19 protein-coding genes and 2 pseudogenes are annotated in these 23370 nt (G+C 60.2%); 13 read left to right on the top strand and 8 right to left on the bottom strand.

Annotated features, from left to right (window positions below; all coding sequences use genetic code 11):
• The first annotated feature begins 7 nt into the window (after positions 1-7).
• Positions 8-2773 carry a DNA polymerase I gene (polA, locus tag ACYAR8_RS16740; RefSeq protein ID WP_463580469.1) on the top strand — a complete coding sequence of 922 codons (2766 nt, stop codon included), beginning with the start codon at positions 8-10 and terminating at the stop codon, positions 2771-2773.
• Positions 2774-3011: 238 nt separating this feature from the next.
• Here the strand turns inward: polA and yihA are convergent, their stop codons facing one another.
• The gene (gene yihA / locus ACYAR8_RS16735) at positions 3012-3647 is read right to left on the bottom strand and encodes a ribosome biogenesis GTP-binding protein YihA/YsxC (protein WP_065987940.1); all 636 of its coding nucleotides are present in this window, start codon (positions 3645-3647) and stop codon (positions 3012-3014) included.
• A 234-nt stretch (positions 3648-3881) separates the two neighbouring features.
• Here yihA and ACYAR8_RS16730 point away from each other — a divergent pair, with 234 nt between their 5' ends.
• The 6 genes from ACYAR8_RS16730 (at position 3882) to ACYAR8_RS16705 (ending at position 10928) form a co-directional block, all read left to right on the top strand.
• Complete coding sequence (locus ACYAR8_RS16730) at positions 3882-4499, top strand: cytochrome c4 (protein WP_108121292.1); 618 nt, start codon at positions 3882-3884, stop codon at positions 4497-4499.
• A 192-nt stretch (positions 4500-4691) separates the two neighbouring features.
• On the top strand, positions 4692-5333 hold the full coding sequence (locus ACYAR8_RS16725) for a thiol:disulfide interchange protein DsbA/DsbL (RefSeq protein WP_108121293.1): 642 nt from the start codon (positions 4692-4694) through the stop codon (positions 5331-5333).
• Between the two features lie 9 nt (positions 5334-5342).
• Entirely contained in the window at positions 5343-6224 is an 882-nt protein-coding gene (locus ACYAR8_RS16720) for an endonuclease/exonuclease/phosphatase family protein (RefSeq protein WP_463580468.1), read from the top strand.
• Positions 6221-8341, top strand: a complete 2121-nt coding sequence (locus ACYAR8_RS16715) for a GGDEF domain-containing protein (protein ID WP_463580467.1) — start codon at positions 6221-6223, stop codon at positions 8339-8341. The genes ACYAR8_RS16720 and ACYAR8_RS16715 overlap by 4 nt, the downstream gene beginning before the upstream one ends.
• 98 nt (positions 8342-8439) lie before the next feature.
• Positions 8440-9216: an N-acetylmuramoyl-L-alanine amidase gene (locus ACYAR8_RS16710; RefSeq protein ID WP_074892454.1), complete on the top strand. Its 777-nt coding sequence runs from the start codon at positions 8440-8442 to the stop codon at positions 9214-9216.
• A 92-nt stretch (positions 9217-9308) separates the two neighbouring features.
• On the top strand, positions 9309-10928 hold the full coding sequence (locus tag ACYAR8_RS16705; protein ID WP_074892455.1) for an EAL domain-containing protein: 1620 nt from the start codon (positions 9309-9311) through the stop codon (positions 10926-10928).
• Positions 10929-10943: 15 nt separating this feature from the next.
• On the opposite strand, the pseudogene ACYAR8_RS16700 reads toward ACYAR8_RS16705, so the two are convergent.
• The 3 genes and pseudogenes from ACYAR8_RS16700 to algB all read right to left on the bottom strand — a co-directional run.
• Positions 10944-12323 (bottom strand): annotated as a pseudogene (locus tag ACYAR8_RS16700) (sensor histidine kinase); the annotation flags it as partial.
• Positions 12312-12626 (bottom strand): annotated as a pseudogene (locus ACYAR8_RS16695) (KinB sensor domain-containing domain); the annotation flags it as partial. The pseudogenes ACYAR8_RS16700 and ACYAR8_RS16695, both read right to left, overlap by 12 nt.
• A gap of 115 nt (positions 12627-12741) precedes the next feature.
• Positions 12742-14088 (bottom strand): sigma-54-dependent response regulator transcription factor AlgB, encoded by a 1347-nt coding sequence (gene algB / locus ACYAR8_RS16690; protein WP_037017110.1) that lies wholly within the window; start codon positions 14086-14088, stop codon positions 12742-12744.
• 257 nt (positions 14089-14345) lie between these two features.
• Here algB and ACYAR8_RS16685 point away from each other — a divergent pair, with 257 nt between their 5' ends.
• The 6 genes from ACYAR8_RS16685 (at position 14346) to ACYAR8_RS16660 (ending at position 19844) form a co-directional block, all read left to right on the top strand.
• Entirely contained in the window at positions 14346-15200 is an 855-nt protein-coding gene (locus tag ACYAR8_RS16685; protein WP_074892457.1) for a BON domain-containing protein, read from the top strand.
• Positions 15201-15471: 271 nt separating this feature from the next.
• Entirely contained in the window at positions 15472-15756 is a 285-nt protein-coding gene (locus tag ACYAR8_RS16680; RefSeq protein ID WP_074892458.1) for a hypothetical protein, read from the top strand.
• An 88-nt stretch (positions 15757-15844) separates the two neighbouring features.
• Positions 15845-16009 (top strand): DUF1328 domain-containing protein, encoded by a 165-nt coding sequence (locus ACYAR8_RS16675; RefSeq protein WP_002555679.1) that lies wholly within the window; start codon positions 15845-15847, stop codon positions 16007-16009.
• A 2-nt stretch (positions 16010-16011) separates the two neighbouring features.
• Positions 16012-16479 (top strand): inhibitor of vertebrate lysozyme family protein, encoded by a 468-nt coding sequence (locus tag ACYAR8_RS16670; RefSeq protein WP_463580466.1) that lies wholly within the window; start codon positions 16012-16014, stop codon positions 16477-16479.
• A gap of 697 nt (positions 16480-17176) precedes the next feature.
• The gene (gene gltP / locus ACYAR8_RS16665; protein WP_463580465.1) at positions 17177-18508 is read left to right on the top strand and encodes a glutamate/aspartate:proton symporter GltP; all 1332 of its coding nucleotides are present in this window, start codon (positions 17177-17179) and stop codon (positions 18506-18508) included.
• Between the two features lie 97 nt (positions 18509-18605).
• Entirely contained in the window at positions 18606-19844 is a 1239-nt protein-coding gene (locus ACYAR8_RS16660) for a nucleoside recognition domain-containing protein (protein WP_074892461.1), read from the top strand.
• Here ACYAR8_RS16660 and ACYAR8_RS16655 read toward each other — a convergent pair.
• From ACYAR8_RS16655 to ACYAR8_RS16640, 4 genes are read right to left on the bottom strand one after another with little or no spacing between them, the layout of a single operon-like run.
• Positions 19817-20455, bottom strand: a complete 639-nt coding sequence (locus tag ACYAR8_RS16655; RefSeq protein WP_463580464.1) for an ABC-type transport auxiliary lipoprotein family protein — start codon at positions 20453-20455, stop codon at positions 19817-19819. The two genes, ACYAR8_RS16660 and ACYAR8_RS16655, sit on opposite strands and share 28 nt — an antisense overlap.
• Positions 20452-21390 (bottom strand): MlaD family protein, encoded by a 939-nt coding sequence (locus ACYAR8_RS16650; RefSeq protein WP_108121299.1) that lies wholly within the window; start codon positions 21388-21390, stop codon positions 20452-20454. The genes ACYAR8_RS16655 and ACYAR8_RS16650 overlap by 4 nt, the downstream gene beginning before the upstream one ends.
• Complete coding sequence (locus ACYAR8_RS16645; protein ID WP_463580463.1) at positions 21390-22196, bottom strand: ABC transporter ATP-binding protein; 807 nt, start codon at positions 22194-22196, stop codon at positions 21390-21392. Before ACYAR8_RS16645 ends, ACYAR8_RS16650 begins: the two co-directional genes overlap by 1 nt.
• Positions 22193-23362, bottom strand: a complete 1170-nt coding sequence (locus tag ACYAR8_RS16640) for an MlaE family ABC transporter permease (protein WP_108121300.1) — start codon at positions 23360-23362, stop codon at positions 22193-22195. Before ACYAR8_RS16640 ends, ACYAR8_RS16645 begins: the two co-directional genes overlap by 4 nt.
• Between the last annotated feature and the right edge of the window lie 8 nt (positions 23363-23370).

The following is a 23370-nucleotide window of genomic DNA, read 5'->3' as shown; positions in this document are numbered from 1 at the left end:
CTTGCACATGAGTCTTGCGCCCCTCGTCCTGGTGGACGGTTCTTCTTATCTATACCGCGCGTTCCATGCGCTGCCGCCGCTCATGACCTCCAAAGGCCTGCCCACCGGTGCGGTCAAGGGCGTGCTGAACATGCTCAAAAGCCTGCGCAGGCAGTATCCCGAAAGCCCGTTTGCCGTGGTTTTCGATGCCAAGGGCGGAACGTTCCGCGACGCGTTGTACGGCGAATACAAAGCCAACCGCCCAAGCATGCCGGACGACATGCGCGTGCAGATCGACTTCCTGCACAACTGCGTGCGAGGCCTTGGTTATCCGCTGTTGTGCGTCGAAGGCGTAGAGGCCGACGACGTGATCGGCACACTGGCGCGCAGCAGCGCTGCCGCCGATCGTCCGGTGGTCATTTCCACCGGTGACAAGGACATGGCGCAGCTGGTCGACGGCCACATCACGCTGGTCAACACCATGACCGGCAGCGTGCTGGATGTCGCCGGCGTGAAGGAGAAGTTCGGTGTCGGCCCGGAACACATCATCGATTACCTGGCGCTGATGGGCGACAAAGTCGACAACATCCCCGGCGTCCCTGGCGTTGGCGAGAAAACCGCAGCGGGTCTTTTGGTGGGCATCAACGGCGGCCTGAAAGAGCTCTACGCGAACCTCGACAAAGTGGCAACGCTGCCGCTTCGGGGCGCCAAGTCCCTGCCGGCCAAGCTCGAAGAACACAAGGAAATGGCCTTCCTGTCCTACGAGCTGGCAACCATCAAGATCGACGTACGGCTGGACATCGAGCTCGACGCCTTGCACTGCGGCGAGCCTGATCGTGAGGCGCTGATGGCGCTTTACACCGAACTGGAATTCAAGAGCTGGATCACCGATCTGCAGCGTGACGCCCGCCAGGAAGGGGCGGAAATCGTCCCTGCTGCCGAGCCGGCGCCGATCATCGAGGCAAAGTACGAGCTCATTCTTGAGCAGACCCAATTCGACGACTGGCTGAAGAAGCTCAACGCCGCGCAGTTGTTCGCTTTCGTGGTGCAGAGCAATGGCACCGACGCCCAGCGCGCGCAGATTGTGGGCCTGTCGTTCGCGATCAAGACCCACGAAGCCTGTTACATCCCGCTCACCCACTCTTATATGGGCGTGCAGCAACAACTGGATCGCGACGCTGTGCTGAAAGCGCTCAAGCCTATCCTCGAGGACGCGAGCAAAATCAAGGTCGGCCAGCACGCCAAGTTCGCGATTAACCTGCTGGCCAACTGCGCCATCGATGGCGACCAGAGCCAAGGCGTCGACGTGCAGGGCGTCAAGTTCGACACGATGCTCGAATCCTACGTGCTCGACTCCACCGCGACGCGCCACGACCGTGACAGCCTGGTCGCCAAGTATCTGGATCACACACCGGTCAATTTTCAGGACATCGCGGGCAAGGGCGCAAAACAGCTGAGTTTCGACCAGATCGCACTGGAACAGGCCGGCACCTATGCAGCTGAAGAGGCGGACCTGACGCTACGCCTGCACGAGGTGCTGCAGGACAGACTGGCGAAAACGCCGAGCCTTGCGCCGGTGCTGAACGAAATCGAAATGCCGCTCATGCCTGTCTTGGCGCGCATCGAGCGGCAAGGTGCACTGGTCGATGCCAATCTGCTGGGTAATCAGAGCGTAGAGCTGGGCAACAAAATGACCGAGCTTGAGCGCGAAGCGTTTGCCATCGCCGGCGAAGAATTCAATCTCGGCTCGCCCAAGCAGCTTGGGGTGATTCTCTACGAAAAGCTCGGCATGCCGATCATCAGCAAGACCGCCACCGGCCAGCCGTCCACGGCTGAAGCGGTGCTCGCGGAACTGGCCGAGCAGGAATATCCGCTGCCGAAGGTGCTGATGCAGTACCGCTCGATGAGCAAACTGAAGAGCACTTACACCGATCGCCTGCCGGAGCAGATCAACCCGCGCACCGGGCGGATCCACACCTCCTACCATCAGGCGGTAGCGGTGACCGGGCGTCTGTCTTCCAGCGACCCGAATCTGCAGAACATCCCGATTCGGACCGCTGAGGGGCGTCGCATTCGTCAGGCGTTTGTTGCGCCGCAAGGCTATAAGTTGCTGGCGGCGGACTACTCGCAGATCGAGCTGCGGATCATGGCGCATCTGGCCAAAGACGAAGGCTTGCTGCACGCCTTCCGTAACGACCTGGACGTGCATCGGGCGACAGCGGGCGAGGTGTTCGGTGTCGAACTGCCGGACGTGACCAACGACATGCGCCGCAGCGCCAAAGCGATTAACTTCGGTCTGATCTACGGCATGAGCGCGTTTGGGCTTGCCAAGCAGATTGGTGTTGATCGCAAGCAGTCCCAGGCGTATGTGGATCGCTATTTCGCGCGCTATCCCGGCGTGCTGGATTACATGGAGCGCACCCGTGCGCAAGCGGCGGAGCAAGGGTACGTCGAGACCATCTTCGGTCGTCGCCTGTACCTGCCGGACATCAACGCGAAGAATCAGGCGCTGCGCAAAGGCGCCGAGCGCATGGCGATCAACGCACCCATGCAAGGCACGGCGGCTGACATCATCAAGCGGGCGATGGTGGCGGTGAATGGCTGGCTGGACGCGTCAGGTCTGGATGCTCGCGTCATCCTCCAGGTTCACGATGAACTGGTGCTGGAAGTGCGTGAGGATTTGGTCGAGCAGATCAGCAAGGACATCCGCGTACACATGAGCGGCGCTGCCGAGCTGGATGTTCCGCTGCTGGTCGAAGTGGGTGTGGGGAATAACTGGGACGAGGCGCACTAAAGTGCTTTGGCGTTCCGATTCTGTGTGGAATCGGAACCGCGCCCCCCATTAAATTTCCGCCGGTTTTGAACTTCGGCGGACAAACTCCGGTCTGAGTTTGCGAATGGCTGACGTAGCCGTTCATGCTCCTATGTTGTGTTAAGTGTTGGCAGATATCCGGACCCCTCCCGAGAGGTCTGGACTTGGACCCCGAACTTCCCCTCCCCACATGAAGTCCGGGGTTTTTTTTGCCTGCGATTCAGGCAGCCGGTGCCTTGTCTTCCAGCTCCATCCAGTCCGCCAGCACGGTGTAAGCCTCTTCCAGGCCCATGCGCTTGGGTGCCGAGAACAACTGGATGGTGATGGCGTCACCCCAACCGCGATGGATTTCCGACTGGACTTTGAGCAGCGTGTTTTTCGCCGCGCCGAAGGTCAGCTTGTCGGCTTTGGTCAGCAGAATGTGCATCGGCATCCCGCTGGCGATGGCCCAGTCGAGCATCAGCAGATCGAAGTCAGTCATCGGGTGGCGGATGTCCATCATAAGGATCAATCCCTTCAGACTTTCACGGCCGCCCAGATAGGCTTCGAGGTGGCGCTGCCAGTGCAGCTTCAGCGGAATCGGCACCTTCGCGTAACCATAGCCAGGCAAGTCGACCAGACGGCGGTCGTCGTCCAGGCTGAAGAAGTTCAGCAGCTGGGTACGGCCCGGAGTTTTCGAGGTGCGCGCCAGGCTGGCGTGGGTCAGGGTGTTCAGCGCGCTGGATTTACCGGCGTTGGAGCGGCCGGCGAACGCGACTTCAAAGCCTTCGTCGTCCGGGCATTGGTCGACTTTGGCAGCGCTGAGCATGAACTTGGCTTGTTGGCACAGGCCGAGAATAGGGTTTTTGAGTTGCATGGGATATCCGGTGAGGGCGTTGCGGCGTGCGCGGCAACGGGGTGTCTTTTTCCGTTCAATGGGCGCGAGTATATAATGCCGCAGATTTTCATGTGTGCCTTGTCCTGCCCCCGCAAGGGTGTTGCCGACGCGAGAACCCGTTTGGCGCGTAGCCTCAGACGTACAGAAACAGGCCGCTTCCCCTCAAGACAGTCATTCCTGAAGACGACACTTTCAGCCGCATCGGATCAGTCCATGAACGTATTTCTGTCGAGCCTGCTGTTGATCCTGAGCCTGAATGGCTTCGTGCAGGCCGCTGACTCCTCAGTGGGCGATCCGGCGGCTGGCCAAGGGAAAACGGCTGTCTGCGGCGCTTGTCATGGACCCGACGGCAACAGCCTGGTGCCCAACTTCCCGAAACTCGCCGGCCAGGGCGAGCGCTATCTGCTCAAGCAACTGCACGACATCAAAGACGGCAAACGGGTCGTGCTGGAAATGACTGGACAGCTTAATCCGCTCACGGATCAGGATTTGGCCGACATCGCTGCTTATTACGCCGGTCAGAAAGGCAGCGTTGGCGCTGCTGATCTCACTCTGGTCATCGGTGGCGAAGCGTTGTTTCGCGGCGGCAAGCTCGATCAGGGCATGCCGGCCTGCACCGGCTGTCATTCCCCCAGCGGCGCAGGCCTTGCTGCGGCAGGCTTTCCGCGCTTGGCCGGGCAGCACGCCGATTACATCAAGAAACAGCTCACCGCCTTCCGCGAAGGTGAACGCACCAACGACGGCGACACGCAGGTCATGCGCACCATCGCCGCGAAGCTGAGCAACAGTGATATCGAAGCACTCGCGGCATTCATTCAAGGGCTGCAATGAGCGTCAGGACAGCGATTCCTGACGGACACGGTTGGTAAAACAAAATGCCGGCAGACCTGCCCGGACGGGCCAAAAAGGGTAGCGAACGGCTGCCCTTTTTTGTGGCCGCAGGCGTTACACTTGCGAACTCATATCACCTCGGTCGGTCGAACTGCGGCCACCGAAGTGACCTTCCATGCCCAGGAGTTAAGCATGCGTAATCTGATTCTCAGCGCCGCTCTGATTTTTACCAGCCTGTTCGGTCTGACCGCTCAAGCAGCAGAGCCCATCGAAGCCGGCAAGCAATACGTCGAGCTGAAAAGCGCTGTTCCTGTTTCCGAGCCGGGCAAGATCGAAGTCGTCGAAATGTTCTGGTATGGCTGCCCGCACTGCTACGCCTTCGAGCCGGTCATCAATCCATGGGTCGAAAAACTTCCCGCTGACGTCCACTTCATCCGCGTTCCGGCCATGTTTGGCGGCCCTTGGGACGCTCACGGCCAGCTATTCATTACCCTCGACACCATGGGCGTTGAGAAGAAAGTCCACACCGCCGTGTTCGACGCCATTCAGAAAGGCGGCAAACGTCTAACCGACCCGAACGACATGGCTGAGTTCGTCGCCACCCAAGGCGTCGACAAGACCAAGTTCCTCGAAACCTTCAACTCGTTCGCTGTGAAGGGCAAGATCGCCCAATACAAGGAATTGGCCAAGAAGTACGAAATCACTGGCGTTCCGACCATGATCGTTAACGGCAAGTACCGTTTTGACCTGGGCACTGCCGGTGGTCCTGAGCAAGCGCTGCAAGTGGCCGATCAGCTGATCGCCAAAGAACGTGCGACGCTGACCGCCAAGTAAGGGCTGACCATGGCGCGCTGGGGAACTACTGAACGGGTCGTTGCCCGGCACACGCCGAAGGTCAACGAGCATCATCTTCACGACACAGGGTTGCCGGCCGACGGTCGGCTTCGCCTGCTCAGTTTCAACATCCAGGTGGGCAACAGCACCGAACGCTACCGGCACTACCTGACCCGGGGGTGGCAGCACCTGCTGCCCCACAACGGGCGAGCCGGGAACCTGCAGAAGATCGGCGATCTGCTGCGCGACTATGATCTGGTCGCCTTGCAGGAAGCCGATGGCGGCAGTATGCGCTCGGGCTATATCAACCAGGTTGAACACCTTGCCCAGCTCGGTTCGTTTCCGTACTGGCATCAGCAACTCAATCGAAACCTCGGACGCCTCGCCCAGCACAGCAATGGCGTGCTCAGCCGTTTGCGTCCGTGGGAAATCGAAGACCATCCGCTGCCAGGCCCCGCCGGGCGTGGCGCTATTCTCGTTCGTTTCGGCGAAGGTCCCGATGCGCTGGTCGTGGTGGTCATGCACCTGGCACTGGGCGCGCGGACCCGTACGCGGCAGCTCGCGTACATTCGCGAACTGATTGGCGGCTATCGCCATCAGGTGCTGATGGGTGACATGAATACCCATGCCAATGACCTGCTGCAAACATCGCCATTGCGCGATCTTGGCTTGCTTGCACCGCAGATCGAGGCGACTTTCCCCAGCTGGCGTCCCCAGCGATGCCTGGACCACATCCTCGTGAGCCCGACCCTGACCCTTGAAAAAGTGCAGGTGCTCGCTCATCCCATTTCCGATCATCTGCCCGTCGCGGTGGAGATTCGCTTGCCGGCCTCATTAATCGGTGACTCGCTGCCGATAACAAGCACATCTCCTCGCGGACCTGTGGAATGACCGACGACGCGCAGCGCTGGAAAGAAAAGTACCTCAAGAGCATCGAGCAGCAAGACAAACTGGAGCGGCGCTGGAATGCGCGCCTCGACTTGCTGCGGCGAGGCCTCGTGCGCAGCAGCCTGGCGGCCGAAGGTGCTGACAAGGCGGTTGATGCGTGCATGAAGGAAATGCGCGAGATCGTTCGCAAGGACGATATGGACGCAGGCCTGGCTGCCTTGATTCCGCGCCTGGAAAAAGCAGTGCTCGACTCCGAACAGCGTCGCGAGCAGCGCGTCGAGCAAATGGGTACGGCGTTGACGTCATTGGTCGCACAGTTGCAGGCGTTGCCGTTGCCGAAGGACGTCAGCAAGCCGCTCAAACGATTCGCCAAGAGCCTCGAAGATCGCATTACCCAGACCCGTGAGCTGCCGCTGCTGTTGAGTGAGTTGAGCGGACTTCAAGGGCAGGCGCTGTCGCAGATCGAACACCCGGATGAAGCGTCGCGCCCGGGTTTCCTACAGCGGTTGTTCGGCAGTCACCGTGAGGCTGGCAGCGAAGGTGATGAGTCAGCCCCGTTGGCCCATCCAGTTAACGAACCGGCCGGGGTGCAGGCTTCTGATGATGCGCCGCAGCATTCATTCGCCGTGCCGGAGGCTGCCCCAGAGAACACCGAGCTGGAGGCGGAACTTCGCAGCACCGTCCCGCCGGTTCCTCAGCCTGTCGCCCAAGAGCCCGAGCGCGCCATCCCGACGCCCCACCCGGAAGTTGCAGCCCAGCCGGTAATGTCCGAGTCCGAGTCCGAGTCCGAGTCCGAGTCCGCGCCGGCCCCGGCCCCGGCCCAGACACACCAAGAGTCCGAAGCATCGCTCCGCGCCGCTGACGCCACTGACGTCACGCAGCCCCTAGCCGATGAGGCTCCAGCCGAAGAAGCAGCAGAGCCTGCGGCTGAAGCGCCCTCTCCCGACACTGAAGAGACCGACGAAACCGTCGCTATTACCGACGACATCGATATCCTCGCTGAAGACGACGAGCCTGACGAGACCGCCGCCGAAGAAGACGGCCCCTACGCTCTGCCCTCTTCGCCCGAGCCAAGTTACAGCTCCGTCGCCGCCCACATCGAAGACACTTTGCTGGGTCTGCTCGATGAACTGACGCTACCCGAATACCATCGCCCGCAAGCCGAGGCCATGCGCGCCCGGCTTGAACATGGGCTGAACTGGTATGAGCTGCTGCCGATCCTCGACGATCTTGCTGTGCTGATGCTGGCCATCACGGACAGCGGCCAGCATGAATTCGAAGCCTATCTCAAACAGCTCAACGAGCGCCTCGAGTCCTTCCAGAGCGGCTTGCAGGCAGCCAGCGAAAACCATGCCGACCAGCAATCTGCGTCGCGGCAACTGGACCATCAACTCCGTGAGCACGTCGATGACCTGCAAACCAGCGTGCAGCAGGCGGCCGACCTCGACAGCTTGAAGCACGTGCTGGAGAGCCGTCTCGAGGGGCTGATTGGTACCATGGATCATCATCAGCAGCAGCGCGATCAGCGCGAGCAGGAAGTCGCCGCCCGCTTGCAAGCCCTCTCCAGTCGGGTGGCGACGATGGAGCAGGAGGCGTTGGGCTTCCGGGTTCATCTGGAAGAACAACGGCAAAAGGCGCTGATCGATACGCTGACAGGCCTGCCAAACCGCGCGGCATGGAATGAGCGGCTGGAGCATGAGATCGACCAGTTGCAGAGGAAGCCCTCAAGCCTGCTGCTGGGCATTCTCGATCTGGATCATTTCAAGCGCATCAACGACGGTTACGGCCATTTGGCAGGTGACAAGGTTCTGAAGATCATCGCCGGCCAGCTCCGAAAGCGGTTGCGGGCGTCGGATTTCATTGCGCGTTTTGGCGGGGAAGAGTTCGTGATCCTGCTGCCGACCACGCCCATGGATGAGGGGTTGGCGCTGTTGGAGCGTCTGCGTGAGGGCATCGAACAGTGCCCGTTTCACTTCAAGGGCGAACGGGTGACGGTCACGGTTTCCATGGGCATCACGCTGTTCGCGCCGGGTGAGCGCAGCGACGTCGTGCTTAAGCGCGCGGACCAGGCGCTGTATCGCGCCAAGCATGAGGGGCGGAACCGGATCGCGCAGGGTTGAACGGTTGGTGTGGCCGGTGCGCGGGGATGATGCATTTTTGAATGCACCGCCGACGTTACGTTACACTGTTGCATTATTTGCCTACACGTCGTGCCGCCATGAAGTCTATTTCCGCTCTATTTCTGCTGTTGCTGCTGACCGCTTGCAGCAGCGGCCCGAAGATCGACACCAGCCACCCTTCCGTCAATTTCGACAGCCGCGTGCAGTTTGTGGTGGTTCATTACACCTCTGCTTCCCTTGATCGGTCGTTGGCATTGTTGACCCACGGTGAGGTCAGCGCGCACTACCTGATCGGCGACGGCCCGGCCACCACCTACAAGCTGGTAGACGAATCCCAGCGCGCGTGGCATGCCGGTGAAAGTGAATGGGACGGGCGCACGTGGCTCAACTCAAGCAGTATTGGCATCGAGATCGTCAATCCGGGCTACCGCGACACGCCAACGGGCCGGCTGTGGTATCCGTACAGCGAGGCGCAGATACAGGCGCTGATCGTGCTGCTCAAAGACATCGTCAAACGCAATCACATCGAACCGCGCCACGTGATTGGCCACAGCGACATCGCACCTTTGCGCAAGCTTGATCCGGGGCCTTTGTTTCCGTGGAAGCGGCTGGCCCAGGAAGGGCTGGGAATCTGGCCGGATGAGCAGCAGGTTGCACAGCGTCAGACCCAGATGATGGGCGTCGTGCCAAATATTGTGTGGTTCCAGCAGCAGTTGGCGCTGCTGGGCTACCCGACGCCGCAGACCGGAGAGCTGGACATCGCAACACGTCACACGCTGGCTGCGTTCCAGATGCACTACCGACCACAAAAATTTGACGGTGAGCCAGACCTACAAAGTGCAGCTATGCTGCAAGTACTTAACATCAGGCACTAAATTCCCCTAATTGTCGGTTTTTTCCGGGCTATTTCTGAGCGTGTTGCTATACATCAGTGGTTATGGAAATCCCACCATCTGGATGACTGTCAATGTTCACGGCGACGCCGCGACTGCGCTCTTTCCTTTACCGTCCCTGGCTTCTGGCACTACTGGCCGCGCTGCTAAGCGCGGCCGTCTTGCTGGCGGGCAGCTTTGGTCTGGCGATGCATCAGGCCCGACAGGACGAACGTGCGCAAATGAATGCACAGGGCGAGCGCTTTCTGGTGCGGCTGGAGCAGTTGTTCGGCCAGTTGAGGGCCGGGCTCGATCAGCTTGAAGCGCAGCCGTTGCGCAGTTGCAGCCCCGGGATGATCGAGCAGTTGCGTCAGGTGAACTCGCGCTATCGATTTATCTACGAGGCCGCGTACGTCACTGAAAGCCAGTCCTGTTCCAGCTGGACGCGTCAGAGCCTGATTGGCAAGCCCAGGCCGCCGGACATTCGCGGCCCCACGTATGATTACTGGCTAAACACCTCCACCCAGCCTGACGACAACCTCGCTTCATTGATGCTGGGGCGGGGGGAGTTCCGTGTTTCCACCTCCCGCGGTCACCTGACGGATGTGGTCGACCTGCCTGCGGGCGGAAGTCTGGTGGTGGTGCTTGATCGTGGCTCCAAGGCAGTCCCTGTCCTGGGCCCGGCTCAGATGTGGCCGCCCACGCCGGACTGGTCGCCGACCTCCACCGAAACGCTGATGACCACCCAGGACAAACTCGTCTACCGAATGCCGACCCAGAGTCCGGAATATCAACTGGTCCTCATCACGCCGCGCAGTGCCTTGCAGCAGAAGATCACCGGTGCATGGTGGCTGCTGGTCCCGGCCAGCCTGTTGATTTCGTTGTTCATCGGCATTCTCGTCCTGCAACTGGTGCGTCAGCGTCAGTCGCTGGGCGGCGAACTGCACGGAGCGCTCCGGCGAGGCGAGCTGAAGGTTTTGTATCAGCCCATTTTCGACCTCAATACCCGGCTGTGCGTGGGCGCTGAAGCCTTGGTGCGATGGCGACGACCGGACGGCACGCTGACCAGCCCTGACCTTTTTATTCCGCTCGCGGAAAACACCGGGCAGATCCGTCAGATCACCGACTTCGTGCTTCAACAGCTGCTTGAACAGCTGGGCCAGCTGTTACGCGCCAATCCGCACCTGTACGTGTCGGTCAATCTGGCGGCGTGCGACGTTATGGCGCCACGCATCGGCCGGGTGACGGCGAAGCTGCTGGCGTTGCACCGGGTGGCGCCTCGACAGATTGCGTTTGAAGTCACTGAACGCGGCCTGGTGGATGTGGTGGTCGCGCGCAACCATCTCCAGGCGCTGCGCGATCGGGGCCATCAGGTGCTAATCGACGATTTCGGCACCGGCTATTGCAGCCTGGCGTACCTGCAGACATTGCCGGTGGATTGCCTGAAGATCGACAAGGCCTTTATTGACGCCCTCGGTCATGATGCGGCCAGCAGTGGCGTGGCGCCGCACATCATCCGCATGGCCCATGCGCTGCAATTGCGGGTGATCGCTGAAGGGATAGAGTTTGAGTCGCAGGCAATGCTGCTGAAAAGCGAAGGAGTGATTTATGGTCAGGGCTGGCTGTTCGCCCGGCCGCTGAGCGCGACCAAGTTTACTGAGCTGGTGACCGGCGGCCGCCGCAGCGCCGGGCGTCGTGCGGATGATGTGGCGTAGCGCAGCAGGCCCCTTCTACAGCGGCAGCGCCATATAGAACTGCGTGCCCTGCCCCGGTCGGGAGTAGACGCCCATGCGCCCGCCGTGCAACTGAACGATTTCCTTGCACAAAGCCAGCCCCAGACCCGCGCCGCCTTTCTTTCGTCCAACCTGAACGAACGGCTCGAAGATCCGGGCCTGCTGACCGTAAGCAATACCCTCGCCGTTGTCTTCCACGCTGATGATCAAGCGCTCGCCATGACGTCTTGCCTGCAAGCGGATCAGTCCTGATCTCGGGGTATGGCGCAGGGCATTATCGAGCAGGTTGTCGAGCACTCGGTCCAGTTGCGCTTTGTCCGCCTGTACCCGTGGCAGTGGCTCCTGGGTTTCCAGCAGCACCATGACGTCCTGATCGTGGGCGGTGTCGGCAAAGCGCTGACGCGCCGCTTCGAGCAATTCGTTGATGTCACAGGGCTCGAGCGTCAGCTTTTGCAATCCGTTCTGATAGCGGGAGAAGTTGAGCAGGTCGTTGATTAACTGCATCAGGCGCTGCATTTCTTCGTTAACGGTGTCGAGCAGGTCCTTTTCCCGCGAGTCCGGCGGGAAATGCACGCGCTCCTGAAGCAGACCGAAGGCCATGTGCATGCCGGTGACGGGCGTTCGCAGCTCGTGGGAAGCGCGCAGCACGAACTCGCTGCGTACGCGTTCGAATGCCCGCTGCTCAGTGACGTCGTGCAGTACCATCACGGCGCCAACGATGTGCCCCTTGGTATGGCTGACCGGCGTGAGGCTGTAGGTGAGCAGGCGGACTTCGCCGTCGATCTCGATTGAGAGGTCATCGGGCGCACGTTCCAGCGTGCCTCCGCGCAACACCAGATACAGCTGCTCGTCCAGTTCCGGGCGCTGCAACGCTTCACCGAGCCCCTGTCCCAGGCGACTTTCTTCCCAGCCCAACTGTCGTTGCGCGACCGGGTTCAAGTGTTCAAGCCGCCCTTGGCGATCAATCATCAGCAAGCCGTCGTCGATGCTGTCCAGCACCGCCTGCAAACGCTGCTGGCCAGCGAGCAACTCATCGACGTTGGTTTTCTGATGCTGACGCAATGCGTCGGCCATCATGCCGAAACGGTGGGTAAGCAGATTCATTTCGTCCGAAGAGGACGTGGGCAACGTGACGTCGAAATCCCCTTGGGCAATCCTGTCCGCGGCCTTGGCCAACTGCTCGATGGGGCCGCCGAAACGTCGAGCAATGCCGTGGGCGGTGACGAAGCCGATAACCAGCACCGCCAGCCCCACCAGTCCCAGCAGCGCCGAGACCCACAGCGCCCGCGATCGTGAGGCGCTTTCAGCCTCACTGATGTTCACCAGCGCCTGGCGGTGAGCGTCGAGCAGGCCATCGCGCAATGTGTTGAATGCCTCGGTCACGGCCTCATTGTCGCGGATCGCGCCACCATGCTCGCTGGATTGCTCGATCGTTTTGACGAAACGTGCGTAATTCACCCGGGCCGTTTCGAACCCGCTGGGAACGCCGGTTTGCTGATCATGATCAATGCCCTGATCGAGCAGATTCTGGAACTGTTCCTGATTGCGCTTGATCGCCGCCTGATCGGGACTGTCCTTGAGCATCATGACCAGTTGATCGCCAAGGTTCTGTCGCAGCTTCAGGCCGATATCGAGGGTGATGAAGTTGTGCCGAATCGATGATTCCTGAGATTTGGCCATCTGCATGACACTGACGAGCCCCAGCACCAATCCCAGCAGGGCAACGGTGATGAGAGCTGAAATACTCAGAAAGAGTCGGGTGCGCAACTTCATCGCAAACATCATCGGCGCCCTGTCACAGGTTGTACTGCTTACGTTTTCGGTAAAGCGTCGAGGCGTCGATGCCCAGCGTGCGTGCGGCCTGATCCAGCGTATCGCTGGTGGCCAGTACCGCGCCGATGTGGGCCTTCTCCAGCTCGTCCAGACTCAACGCTGCGCCCACGCGAGGGGCATTGTTGACCGGCTGCTCGGCCATGCCGAGGTGTGTGATTTCGACTTTTTCCTGCGGGCAGATAATGCTCGCCCGCTCGATCACGTTACGCAGTTCACGGATGTTTCCGGGCCAGCGGTAGTTGAGCAGCGCACTGCGCGCCTGCTCGCTGAAGCCCCGCGCCGGGCGGCTGTATTCCTTGACGAAGCGCGCCAGGAAGCGGTCCGCCAGCGTCAGGATGTCTTCGCTTCGCTCGCGCAAAGGGGGCAGATTCAGGGTGATCACGTTCAGACGATACAGCAGGTCTTCGCGAAAACGTCCTTCGCGGACCATGTCTTCGAGGTTCAGGTTAGTCGCCGCGAGAATGCGCACGTCGGCGCGACGGGTGACCGGGTCACCGACACGTTCGTATTCCTTGTCCTGAATGAAGCGCAGCAGTTTTGGCTGCAGCGTGAGCGGGAAGTCGCCGATTTCATCGAGAAACAATGTACCGCCGTCTGCCTGATTCACCCGGCCGAGTGTGCTTTCGCTGGCACCGGTGAAGGCACCGCGGCTATGGCCGAACAGTTCGCTTTCCATCAACTCGGCAGTCAGCGATGGGCAGTTGATGGTCACGCAGGCCTTTTTCGCTCGCTTGCTCCAGCCGTGAATCGCCCGCGCCAATTCACCTTTACCCGTACCGGATTCGCCGAGGATAAGAATGTTGGCGTCGGTGTTGGCGACCTGGCGGGCAGTTTCGAGGATCGCCATCATCGACGGGCTGTGGGAATCCAGGCCGTCCTTCGGTTTGCGAACTTCGCCTTCAAGGGCTTCGAGTCGCGCGGACAACTGGCGGACTTCGAGCTGCTTGGCGGTAGCGAGGCGCAGCTGATCCGGGCTGCAGGGCTTGACCAGATAATCGGCAGCGCCGGCCTGGATTGCGTCCACGGCGGTGTCAACGGCCGAGTGGGCGGTAACAATCACCACGCGCATCCAAGGTGCCTGCACGCGCATTTGCGCCAGCACATCGAGCCCGTTGTCCTCACCCAGACGCAGGTCGAGGAAGCACACGTCGAATACCTGGCGCTGCAACAGCGCCTCTGCCTGCGCCGCGCTGTTGGCGGTGGCTACGCTGTAGCCCTCGTCTTCCAGGCAATAACGGAAGGTGCGAAGGATGGCGGATTCATCATCCACGAGCAGAATACGGCCCTGATTCTCAGCGGCTGCTTCCATTTTTCCTACGCTCCTTAATGAATAGTCTGTGTTAGTCCCGGAAACATCGGGCAAGTTGCATGGTTCATTCTGATTGATTCTTTACGCTGCATGGTAGCGATGTTCTGAAAAAAGCCATGATGCGCTGATCCACGACAGGCCACCTCCATTAACCATCGGCCCGAATCCCCATGCAGGGAAAATCAGGCCGCGCCGAACATCTGGGCGAAAGACCAGTCTGTCCAGAGGTACCTTTTTGCAATTGTCTGGAGATTCCCATGCCCACGTTGAAGAAGATCGCCCTGGCCATCACCACCGCCAGCGTGCTCGGACTGACTCCCGTCATCGCCCACGCCGCAGCCGCCGATCTGCCGACCCAGTTGGCCGAAGCGCGCCAGGAGGGTTCGATCTGGACCGCCTTTGCCCTTAACCGGCATTTGAGCCCGTTCAAGATCAGCGTGGACGTAGAACAAGGCACTGCAATCCTTAAAGGCAAGGTCGAGAACCAGGTAGACAAGGATCTGGCGTCGCAGATAGCGGGCGACATTCAGGGGATCAACAAGGTCGACAACCAGCTTGAGATCGACCCGCAGGTCGCTGCCGATCCGGGCACCAAAGCCACCATGGCCCAGCGCTTCGACGACGCAACGCTGACAGCAACCATCAAATCCAAGTTGCTGTGGAACAGCGTGACTGAGGCATTGAACATCGACGTCAGCGCCGCTCAGGGGGTTGTCACCCTCAAGGGGCAGGCGAAAGACGCGGATGCCAAGCAACTGGCCGGAAGCCTGGCCACCAACACGGACGGCGTGACGGAGGTGAACAACCTCATCAGCGTCAGCGCGCGGGATACACAGGCCATCAAAGAGCAGAGCGAACTTCAGGCCAACGCCGTTCGCGAGGAATTCAGCGACGCATGGATCACCAGCAAGGTGAAATCCAGCCTTATATATAGCCGCACCCTCGACGGCTTGAACATCAAGGTGGAGACCAAAAACGGTGTAGTAGCGCTGGACGGTGTGGTGGCCAACTACGCCGAGAAAGAACTGGCGGTCGAGATCGCGCGAAATATTCGTGGGGTCAAAGGCGTCGATGCCGACACCTTGCGCGTCACGGCTCGTAGCGCGGGGTAGACCGATAGTGGCGGTCGGGTGACGGGTGTCAGAAGAGATTCGGCATCCGGAATGAATTCGGCCGCCTGGGTGGTGTCAGGCGTTTCGTGCATTCCGCACGATGGCAAATGTTCAATCGTGCAGCATGCGTGTACGACCCTTCTGAACATGATTCATAACCTATTGATTTATAAGGATTAAATGGTTCACAACAAGCTGGCACACAGCGTGCAATATTCCTGATAACAAAGGCCCGAACAGACGGCCGACAAGATTGCCAGGAGTCAGCTGAATGAACGCTCAACATCTCGCCAACAAACTGCGTATCTCCCCTCTGCATATGCAGCAAGGCCTGTTTGCCAGTCTGGCGCTGATGATTACGCTCATTGTTGTACAGCAGTTCAATCACTGGAATCAGAATCATGAAATGACTCAGGTTCACTACTCCCACGCTCAGACTGCACCGTTTGCCAAGGCAAGTGCGTTGAAGGCCTCGGACGTTGCCCTGAGCATGCAAGTTGATGATGCGGCGGCTACTAATGATGAAGCGCCGCGTCAGCAAAGCTGGGTTTTCTGATCCTTCGGGTCGAAGACGCGATCTACCCCGAGGGTCATTCCGACGCCTCGACGTAGCAAAAAATCAATAAACAGTAAGGAGATTCACCATGTTGAGTTGGGCAATCACATTTCTGATCATCGCTATCGTTGCAGCCGTCCTTGGTTTTGGTGGTATCGCAGGTACTGCTACCGGCATTGCCAAGATCCTGTTCGTGGTCTTCCTGGTTATGTTCGTGGTGTCGTTCTTCTTTGGCCGTCGCGGCCGAGGCTGAGTATGGGCTTCAAGCATTTCCATGCATTGACATTGGCGCTCCTTGGGAGCGCCAGCGTTACAGCCATGGCGGCCAACGACGGTCAGTCTCGGGCGAACGAGCTTTTGAGCTCGGATCCCGAGTACCGTGAAACGTGGTCGAGCATAGTGAAGAAGGAAGACCGACTGCCCGATTGGGTGATCAATCTCTCCGGATCCTCTGAGCAGATGAATGCCGTGACCGAAGACGGCGACAAGTATCTGGTCGGGCCGCTCTGCGAGACCCAGGACACTTGCCGCAATAAGCGCCTCATTGTCGCGTTCAGCCTGGACAAGTCCCATGCGTACGCCATGTTGGTCGAAGTGCCAGCGGGACTTCCCGCAGACAAATCGCCGACGCGTCATGCGGACTACCGGTTTTTGGGCAAGCCAGATGAAGGCATGCAAGGCCTTCTGAAAGAACAGCTCAAGAAAGATCCAAACTGGTACTGATTCGAATGATGGGAGACCTGTCCCTGACAGACCTTCCTGATAGACGCGCAGCCCGAAGACGGTGCGCGTATGACCAAGGGGCCGGGGCGTTACGATCAAGGGAGTGATTGAAGCGTCCTAGGTGTACAAGGAGTACTCTCACGCGTGGGCCGGGTCAGGCAAGCCGCAACGCAAGTCCTTTGTCCAATTCGGTTCCGCCGTTATTCGACAGTGGACTTGCGAGGCGCAAACAGTCTCAATTCCCTTAGGGTCTAAAGGCCCTCATGCGTCCTACATAGCCTCTTCCCCTTTTCCTACGACCGTATATCGCCAAAAAACCCCCGCTTAAATGGCGTGTTGGCCATCCGTGGCCAGTCTGTCCTATTCCCATGTCGCTTCGTGTAAATCCTCTACAGACGACGTATTAGCCAGTTCTCAGCATTCTCGTGTGCAGCAAAACCGCACTCTTTTAGCGCATCCCCTGTAAGTGATTGATTTACATCATGCCGATTCGGCATAGGGTAGTCGTTTACGGCATTAGACGATGGCGTTCACCGTGGGAATAGTTGCGCCTTTTTCGCCTGCTCAGAGCTCGGATGCTCGCCTGCGGCCACTTACGAGACAGTCCTGACGGCGACCGCGGCGTCGCGCTTGCTGGCAAGCGCAATGATGAACGTGTGGTTGGGGGATGTCCCGGCAATGACAACAAGGTAATGACATGAAGAAGGCAAAACTGAGCCTCGCCTGGCAGATCCTCATCGGCCTGGTTTTGGGGATCGCCATCGGCGCCGTCCTGAACCATTTCGGCACCGAAAAAGCGTGGTGGATCAGCAATATCCTGCAGCCAGCGGGCGACATTTTCATTCGCCTGATCAAAATGATCGTTATCCCGATTGTGATTTCTTCTCTGGTCGTCGGAATCGCAGGCGTTGGCGACGCCAAGAAGCTCGGCCGTATCGGTCTGAAAACCATCCTCTATTTTGAAATCGTCACCACAATTGCGATTGTTGTAGGTTTGCTGCTGGCCAACGTCTTCCACCCCGGCACTGGTATCGACATGAGTACGCTGGGCACGGTGGACATCTCGCAGTACGAGAAAACCACCGCTGAAGTCCAGCATGACCATGCCTTTGTTGCGACGATCCTTAACCTCATCCCGTCCAATATCTTCGCGGCCGTTGCCCGTGGCGACATGCTGCCGATCATCTTCTTCTCGGTGTTCTTCGGTCTGGGCCTGTCGAGCCTGTATGCGGAAGTGCGTGATCCTCTGGTGAAGGTTTTCCAGGGCGTTTCGGAGACCATGTTCAAGGTCACCCACATGATCATGAACTACGCGCCAATTGGCGTATTCGCACTGATCGCCGTAACCGTCGCCAACTTCGGCTTCGCCTCGCTGCTGCCATTGGCCAAGCTGGTGATTCTGGTGTACGTCGCTATCGCCTTCTTTGCCTTCGTGGTGCTGGGCCTGATTGCGCGCCTGTTCGGCTTCTCGGTGCTCAAGCTGATGCGCATCTTCAAAGATGAATTGGTGCTGGCCTATTCCACCGCCAGTTCCGAGACCGTGCTGCCGCGCGTGATCGAGAAGATGGAAGCGTACGGCGCGCCGAAGGCCATCAGCAGCTTCGTGGTACCGACCGGTTACTCGTTCAACCTCGACGGTTCGACGCTCTATCAAAGCATCGCGGCGCTGTTCATCGCGCAGCTGTACGGCATTGATCTGTCGATCGGTCAGCAACTGATGCTCGTCCTGACCCTGATGGTGACGTCCAAGGGCATCGCCGGTGTGCCGGGCGTGTCGTTTGTCGTGCTGTTGGCGACGTTGGGTAGCGTGGGCATTCCGCTGGAAGGCCTGGCGTTCATTGCCGGCGTCGACCGCATCATGGACATGGCGCGCACGGCGCTGAACGTGATCGGCAACGCACTCGCCGTATTGGTGATCTCGCGTTGGGAAGGCATGTACGACGATGCCAAGGGCGAGCGCTACTGGAACTCCCTGCCCCACTGGCGTGGCAAGGACCCTCTACCGGCGGGTCAGTCGACGGTCGAATAATCACTGTCTGGCGTGAATCATCAAACCCTGGCTCCGGCCGGGGTTTGTTGTTTCTGCCCCCGCCGTTATCATCGCCGCATCTTGCGAGGGGATTTGTATGCTGAACGGCCTATGGCTTGGGTTTTTCGTGGTCGCGGCGATATCTGCGCTGGCGCAATGGCTTGTCGGGGGCAATGCCGGCGTTTTTGCCGCCATGGTCGAGAGCATCTTCGCCATGGCCAAGTTGTCGGTGGAAGTCATGGTGCTGTTGTTCGGCACCCTGACCCTGTGGCTGGGCTTTCTCAACATCGCCGAAAAGGCGGGTATCGTCGACTGGCTGGGCAAGGTCCTGGCGCCGCTGTTTCATCGCCTGATGCCCGAAGTGCCGCGCGGCCACCCGGCGCTGGGCCTGATCACCCTCAACTTCGCCGCCAACGCGCTGGGTCTGGACAACGCCGCCACGCCCATCGGCCTCAAGGCCATGCGCTCGCTGCAAGAGCTCAATCCCAGCAAGACCATCGCCAGCAATGCGCAGATCCTCTTTCTGGTGCTCAACGCTTCCTCGCTGACGCTGCTACCAGTGACCATCTTCATGTATCGCGCCCAGCAAGGTGCCGCCGACCCCACCATGGTGTTCCTGCCGATCCTGCTCGCCACCAGCGCCTCGACGCTGGTCGGTCTGCTGTCGGTGGCGTTCATGCAGCGCCTCAAGTTGTGGGACCCGGTGGTGCTCGCCTACCTGATCCCCGGCGCGTTGCTGCTGGGCGGCTTCATGGCCGTACTGGCCGGGCTGTCCGCCGCTGCGCTGTCGAGCCTGTCGTCGGTACTGGGCAACGTGACGCTGTTCGGCATCATCATGCTGTTCCTGGTGATTGGCGCGCTGCGCAAGGTCAAGGTGTATGAAACCTTTGTCGAGGGCGCGAAAGAAGGCTTCGACGTCGCCAAGAACCTGCTGCCCTATCTGGTCGCGATGCTCTGCGCCGTCGGCGTGCTGCGCGCATCCGGCGCACTGGATCTGATACTTGAAGGCATTCGCCACGGGATACAGTGGTTGGGCATGGACACCCGCTTCGTTGATGCGCTGCCGACCGCACTGGTCAAACCGTTCTCCGGCAGCGCGGCGCGGGCGATGCTGATCGAGACCATGAAAACCCAAGGTGTCGACAGCTTCCCGGCCCTCGTCGCGGCGACCATTCAAGGCAGCACCGAAACCACGTTCTACGTGCTGGCGGTGTATTTCGGTGCCGTGGGCATCCAGCGCGCGCGACACGCCGTGGGCTGCGCGCTGCTGGCGGAGTTCGCCGGTGTCGTCGCTGCGATTGCCGTCTGCTATTGGTTCTTCGGCTCGGCGGTGTAACGCCTCTCGCCCTGTTCAACGGTCCACTGCAACACTCGGGCGGCCAGCGTATCGCTGGCCTGGCCGAACGCCGAGACCACCGCCGACACCTGCTTGTCGACCACTGGCTGATGCACTTCAAAACGCCGGCTCGCCACAATCCGCTGGCGATCGTCGGCCAGCCGCGCATCAAGGCGAATCACCACTTCAATGCTGGTCCCACGATACTCGCTCTGAAATGCCTGCATCTCCCCGCCCAATTCATAATCAGCCTGCAGATTGCTGTCGTCAGTGCTGATCGACTGCACTCGCCCATCGCGATAGAAAGCATCGGTCAAACGGTTGCGCAACAGCACCGGCGCCGGATCACTCCAGCGCGCGCCCTTGTAGCTGCTGATGACATTGCCCTCGGGGATAACGGCGATGCGCGGGCTGTCCAGTGTCTCGCTGGACTTGGGCCTTACCACCCGCAACGACCACAACACGGGCGACGTCCCTTTGCTGGCGGGCAATGCCGTTGGCAAACGGTAGACATCCGAGGGCGCCTGTTCGGGGAGAATCGAACAGGCGCCGAGGGACAACAGGGTTGCCGCCAACAACAGTCGAGTAATGGACTGACCGACAAGCCTCATGGCTCGAACTCCTTATTCTTTTCGCTGCCCAGCAGGTAGCCGCTCGGGTTGGCATTCAGGCTGCGCGAGATGGTTTTCAATGAGCTGAGGGTTTCACGCAGCTCGCGAATTGCCGGGCCCAGTTCGCCCAGCCCTTGCAGCCCCTCGTTCACCGAATTCTGGTTGCTCTTGAGCAGCGTGTTGATGGTCTGGCTGCTTTGTTCGAGAGACTTCATCGCCTGTTGTGCGCTGGCGATGGTTTGTCTGCCGTCGCTGGTCAGCAGTTGGTTGGCGTTGCGCATCAGCGTTGAGGTTTGCTCCAGCGTCGCGCCGGCCTGCTTGCTCAGCAGCGTCATCTGCTTCAGGGCCTGACGAATGTCGTCGCGTTGATCGGAGATCGCTCCGGTGGTCTGCTCCAGGTGTTGCAGCGTGCGCGACAGCGTCTGCACGTTGTTCGAGGAAAACATCGCGTTGGCGTTGTGCAGCAGCGTATTGGTGCCGCTGAGCAAGTCGTCGCTGTCGTTCAGCAGCCGCGAAATGGGCGACGGTGAGGCGATGATCACTGGCAGGTTGCCGCCCTCGCCCTTCAGCTCCTCGCTTTGCGGTGTGCCGCCGCTGAGCTGGATGAGCGATGTACCGGTGATGCCGGCCAGTGCCAGTTTTGCGAAGGTGTCGCGCTTGATCGGGGTTTCGCCGGCAACGCGGATCTGCGCCAGCACCCGGCGCGGGTCCTGCGGATCAAGACGTAACTGCACGACGTCACCGACCTTGATCCCGCTGTATTGAACGGGACTGCCGCGAGACAAGCCGGTCACTGCCTCGTTGAAGACAACCTGATAATCCTTGAAAGCCGAGTCGACGCTGGATTTTGCCAGCCACAGACCGAACAGCAGCGCGGCGGCGACCACGATCACCGTGAACAGGCCGATCAGAACGTGATGGGCGCGGGTTTCCATCATGAGACCTCGTGTGGGTGGGTGGCCGCCGAATAGGCCGAGCGGCCGCGGGGGCCATGAAAGTATTCGTGAATCCAGGCGTCCTTGGTCGCGGACACCTTGTCGATGCTGTCTGCGACCAGCACGCGCTTTTGCGCCAGCACGGCGACGCGGTCTGTGATTGTATAAAGCGTGTCGAGGTCGTGGGTGACCATGAACACGCTCAACCCCAATGCGTCGCGCAGGGTCAGGATCAACTGGTCGAACGCGCCGGCGCCTATCGGATCAAGCCCCGCCGTAGGTTCGTCCAGAAACAGGATGTCCGGGTCCAGCGCCAGTGCTCGCGCCAGCGCCGCGCGCTTGATCATGCCGCCCGAGAGCGACGCGGGGTACTTGTGCGCCGCTGACAGCGGCAGTCCGGCCAACGCCATTTTGATACCGGCCAGATGCTCGGCTTCCTCGCGGCTCAGCCCGGCATGTTCAATCATCGGCAGCGCGACGTTCTCCGAGATAGTCAGCGAGGAGAACAGCGCGCCTTTCTGAAACAGTACCCCGAAGCGTCGTTCCACTTGAGAGCGCGACTTGTCGGACAGATTCAGCAAATCCTGACCCAGGACGCGGACACTTCCTGCGGCGGGCCTTTGCAGTCCGACAATGCTGCGCAGCAAAACCGACTTGCCGGCACCGGAGCCGCCCACCACGCCAAGGATCTCCCCGCGATAAAGGTCCAGATCGAGGTTCTCATGCACCACTTGCGGGCCGAAGCGATTGCTCAGGCCGCGGACCTCGATCACCGTTTCGACGGGTTGTACGCAACGACGGGTCACCAGCCGATCTCCATGCAGAACATCGCAACCAGGGCGTCCAGCACGATGACCACAAAAATGGACTGCACGACGCTGGACGTCGTGTGGGCCCCGACAGATTCGGCACTGCCCTCGACCTTAAACCCCTCAAGGCAACCGATGGCTGCGATGAAGAACGCAAAGATCGGCGCTTTGGCGATGCCGACGAGAAAGTGCTGCACGCCGATGTCGGCCTGCATCAGCGACAGGAACATCGCGGGCGAGATGCCCAGCGACAAAGCACAGACTACGCCGCCACCGACAATGCCGCAGATCATCGCGAGAAACGTCAGCATGGGCAGTGAGATAAGCAACGCGATCACGCGGGGCAATACCAGCAGCTCTGTAGGACTCAGCCCCAATGTTTGCAGCGCATCCAGTTCCTCGTTGGCTTTCATCGAGCCGATCTGCGCGGTGAAGGCGCTGGCCGTGCGACCGGCCAGCAGGATGGCGGTCAGCAGCACAGCGAATTCCCGCAGGAACGAAAAGCCGATCAAGTCGACGGTGAAAATAGTTGCGCCAAAAGCCTTTAGCACTGTGGCGCCGAGAAAGGCCACCACGGCGCCGACCATGAAGGTCAGAAGCGCCACAATGGGAGCGGCGTCCAGGCCGATTTGCTCGATGTGGGCGATGACGGAAGTGGTACGCCAGCGCCGAGGGCGAAACAGCGTAGAAGCGAAGGTCTGCAGGATGAGCCCGATAAAGCCCAGCAGTTGCAGCGTGTCCTTCCAGATCACGTCCACCGCCGCGCCAATGCGCGCCAGCAGCAGCATGCCCACGGCCGCTTCCGGTTCTCGGACGGGCTGGCAGTAGTCAGCCAGTGCGCTCTGGATGGTTTGCATCAGCGCGCGGCTGGACTCCGGCAGGTTAGGCGCTTGAACGGCCAGCAACCGCAGGCGCTGCACGCCCAGCAGCTCTACCAGCAACGACGCGCCAGCGGTGTCGAGGGCGCCGAGTTCGTCCATGTCGACGAGGGTGGTTGGACTGAGTCCGGCGCTCAGTGCATCGGTCTGGCGCTTGAGTTCGCGATAATGGGCGAGCGTCCAGTCTCCGGCAATCCGCAGCTGCACGGGATTGCTCGAAGTGTCCAACAAAACGCGCCCTGGAATCTTGGGCGCGGAAGAAGCCTGCGTGGTCAGTGAGGTCATAGCGACGA

It is taken from the genome of Pseudomonas sp. HP_01 (assembly GCF_055284355.1).
The sequence above is the reverse complement of the archived record's forward strand: the minus strand, read 5'-3'. Positions and strand labels throughout refer to the sequence as shown.

What these genes read in the sequence shown, in the direction of transcription:
- algB (WP_037017110.1), bottom strand. Translation starts at nt 14,088, where the DNA reads ATGGAAGCAGCCGCTGAGAATCAGGGCCGTATTCTGCTCGTGGATGAT.
- ACYAR8_RS16685 (WP_074892457.1), top strand. Translation starts at nt 14,346, where the DNA reads ATGCCCACGTTGAAGAAGATCGCCCTGGCCATCACCACCGCCAGCGTG.
- ACYAR8_RS16650 (WP_108121299.1), bottom strand. Translation starts at nt 21,390, where the DNA reads ATGGAAACCCGCGCCCATCACGTTCTGATCGGCCTGTTCACGGTGATC.
- ACYAR8_RS16675 (WP_002555679.1), top strand. Translation starts at nt 15,845, where the DNA reads ATGTTGAGTTGGGCAATCACATTTCTGATCATCGCTATCGTTGCAGCC.
- ACYAR8_RS16660 (WP_074892461.1), top strand. Translation starts at nt 18,606, where the DNA reads ATGCTGAACGGCCTATGGCTTGGGTTTTTCGTGGTCGCGGCGATATCT.
- ACYAR8_RS16730 (WP_108121292.1), top strand. Translation starts at nt 3,882, where the DNA reads ATGAACGTATTTCTGTCGAGCCTGCTGTTGATCCTGAGCCTGAATGGC.
- ACYAR8_RS16710 (WP_074892454.1), top strand. Translation starts at nt 8,440, where the DNA reads ATGAAGTCTATTTCCGCTCTATTTCTGCTGTTGCTGCTGACCGCTTGC.
- ACYAR8_RS16670 (WP_463580466.1), top strand. Translation starts at nt 16,012, where the DNA reads ATGGGCTTCAAGCATTTCCATGCATTGACATTGGCGCTCCTTGGGAGC.
- ACYAR8_RS16640 (WP_108121300.1), bottom strand. Translation starts at nt 23,362, where the DNA reads ATGACCTCACTGACCACGCAGGCTTCTTCCGCGCCCAAGATTCCAGGG.
- polA (WP_463580469.1), top strand. Translation starts at nt 8, where the DNA reads ATGAGTCTTGCGCCCCTCGTCCTGGTGGACGGTTCTTCTTATCTATAC.
- ACYAR8_RS16715 (WP_463580467.1), top strand. Translation starts at nt 6,221, where the DNA reads ATGACCGACGACGCGCAGCGCTGGAAAGAAAAGTACCTCAAGAGCATC.
- ACYAR8_RS16725 (WP_108121293.1), top strand. Translation starts at nt 4,692, where the DNA reads ATGCGTAATCTGATTCTCAGCGCCGCTCTGATTTTTACCAGCCTGTTC.
- ACYAR8_RS16680 (WP_074892458.1), top strand. Translation starts at nt 15,472, where the DNA reads ATGAACGCTCAACATCTCGCCAACAAACTGCGTATCTCCCCTCTGCAT.
- ACYAR8_RS16720 (WP_463580468.1), top strand. Translation starts at nt 5,343, where the DNA reads ATGGCGCGCTGGGGAACTACTGAACGGGTCGTTGCCCGGCACACGCCG.
- yihA (WP_065987940.1), bottom strand. Translation starts at nt 3,647, where the DNA reads ATGCAACTCAAAAACCCTATTCTCGGCCTGTGCCAACAAGCCAAGTTC.
- ACYAR8_RS16705 (WP_074892455.1), top strand. Translation starts at nt 9,309, where the DNA reads ATGTTCACGGCGACGCCGCGACTGCGCTCTTTCCTTTACCGTCCCTGG.
- ACYAR8_RS16655 (WP_463580464.1), bottom strand. Translation starts at nt 20,455, where the DNA reads ATGAGGCTTGTCGGTCAGTCCATTACTCGACTGTTGTTGGCGGCAACC.
- gltP (WP_463580465.1), top strand. Translation starts at nt 17,177, where the DNA reads ATGAAGAAGGCAAAACTGAGCCTCGCCTGGCAGATCCTCATCGGCCTG.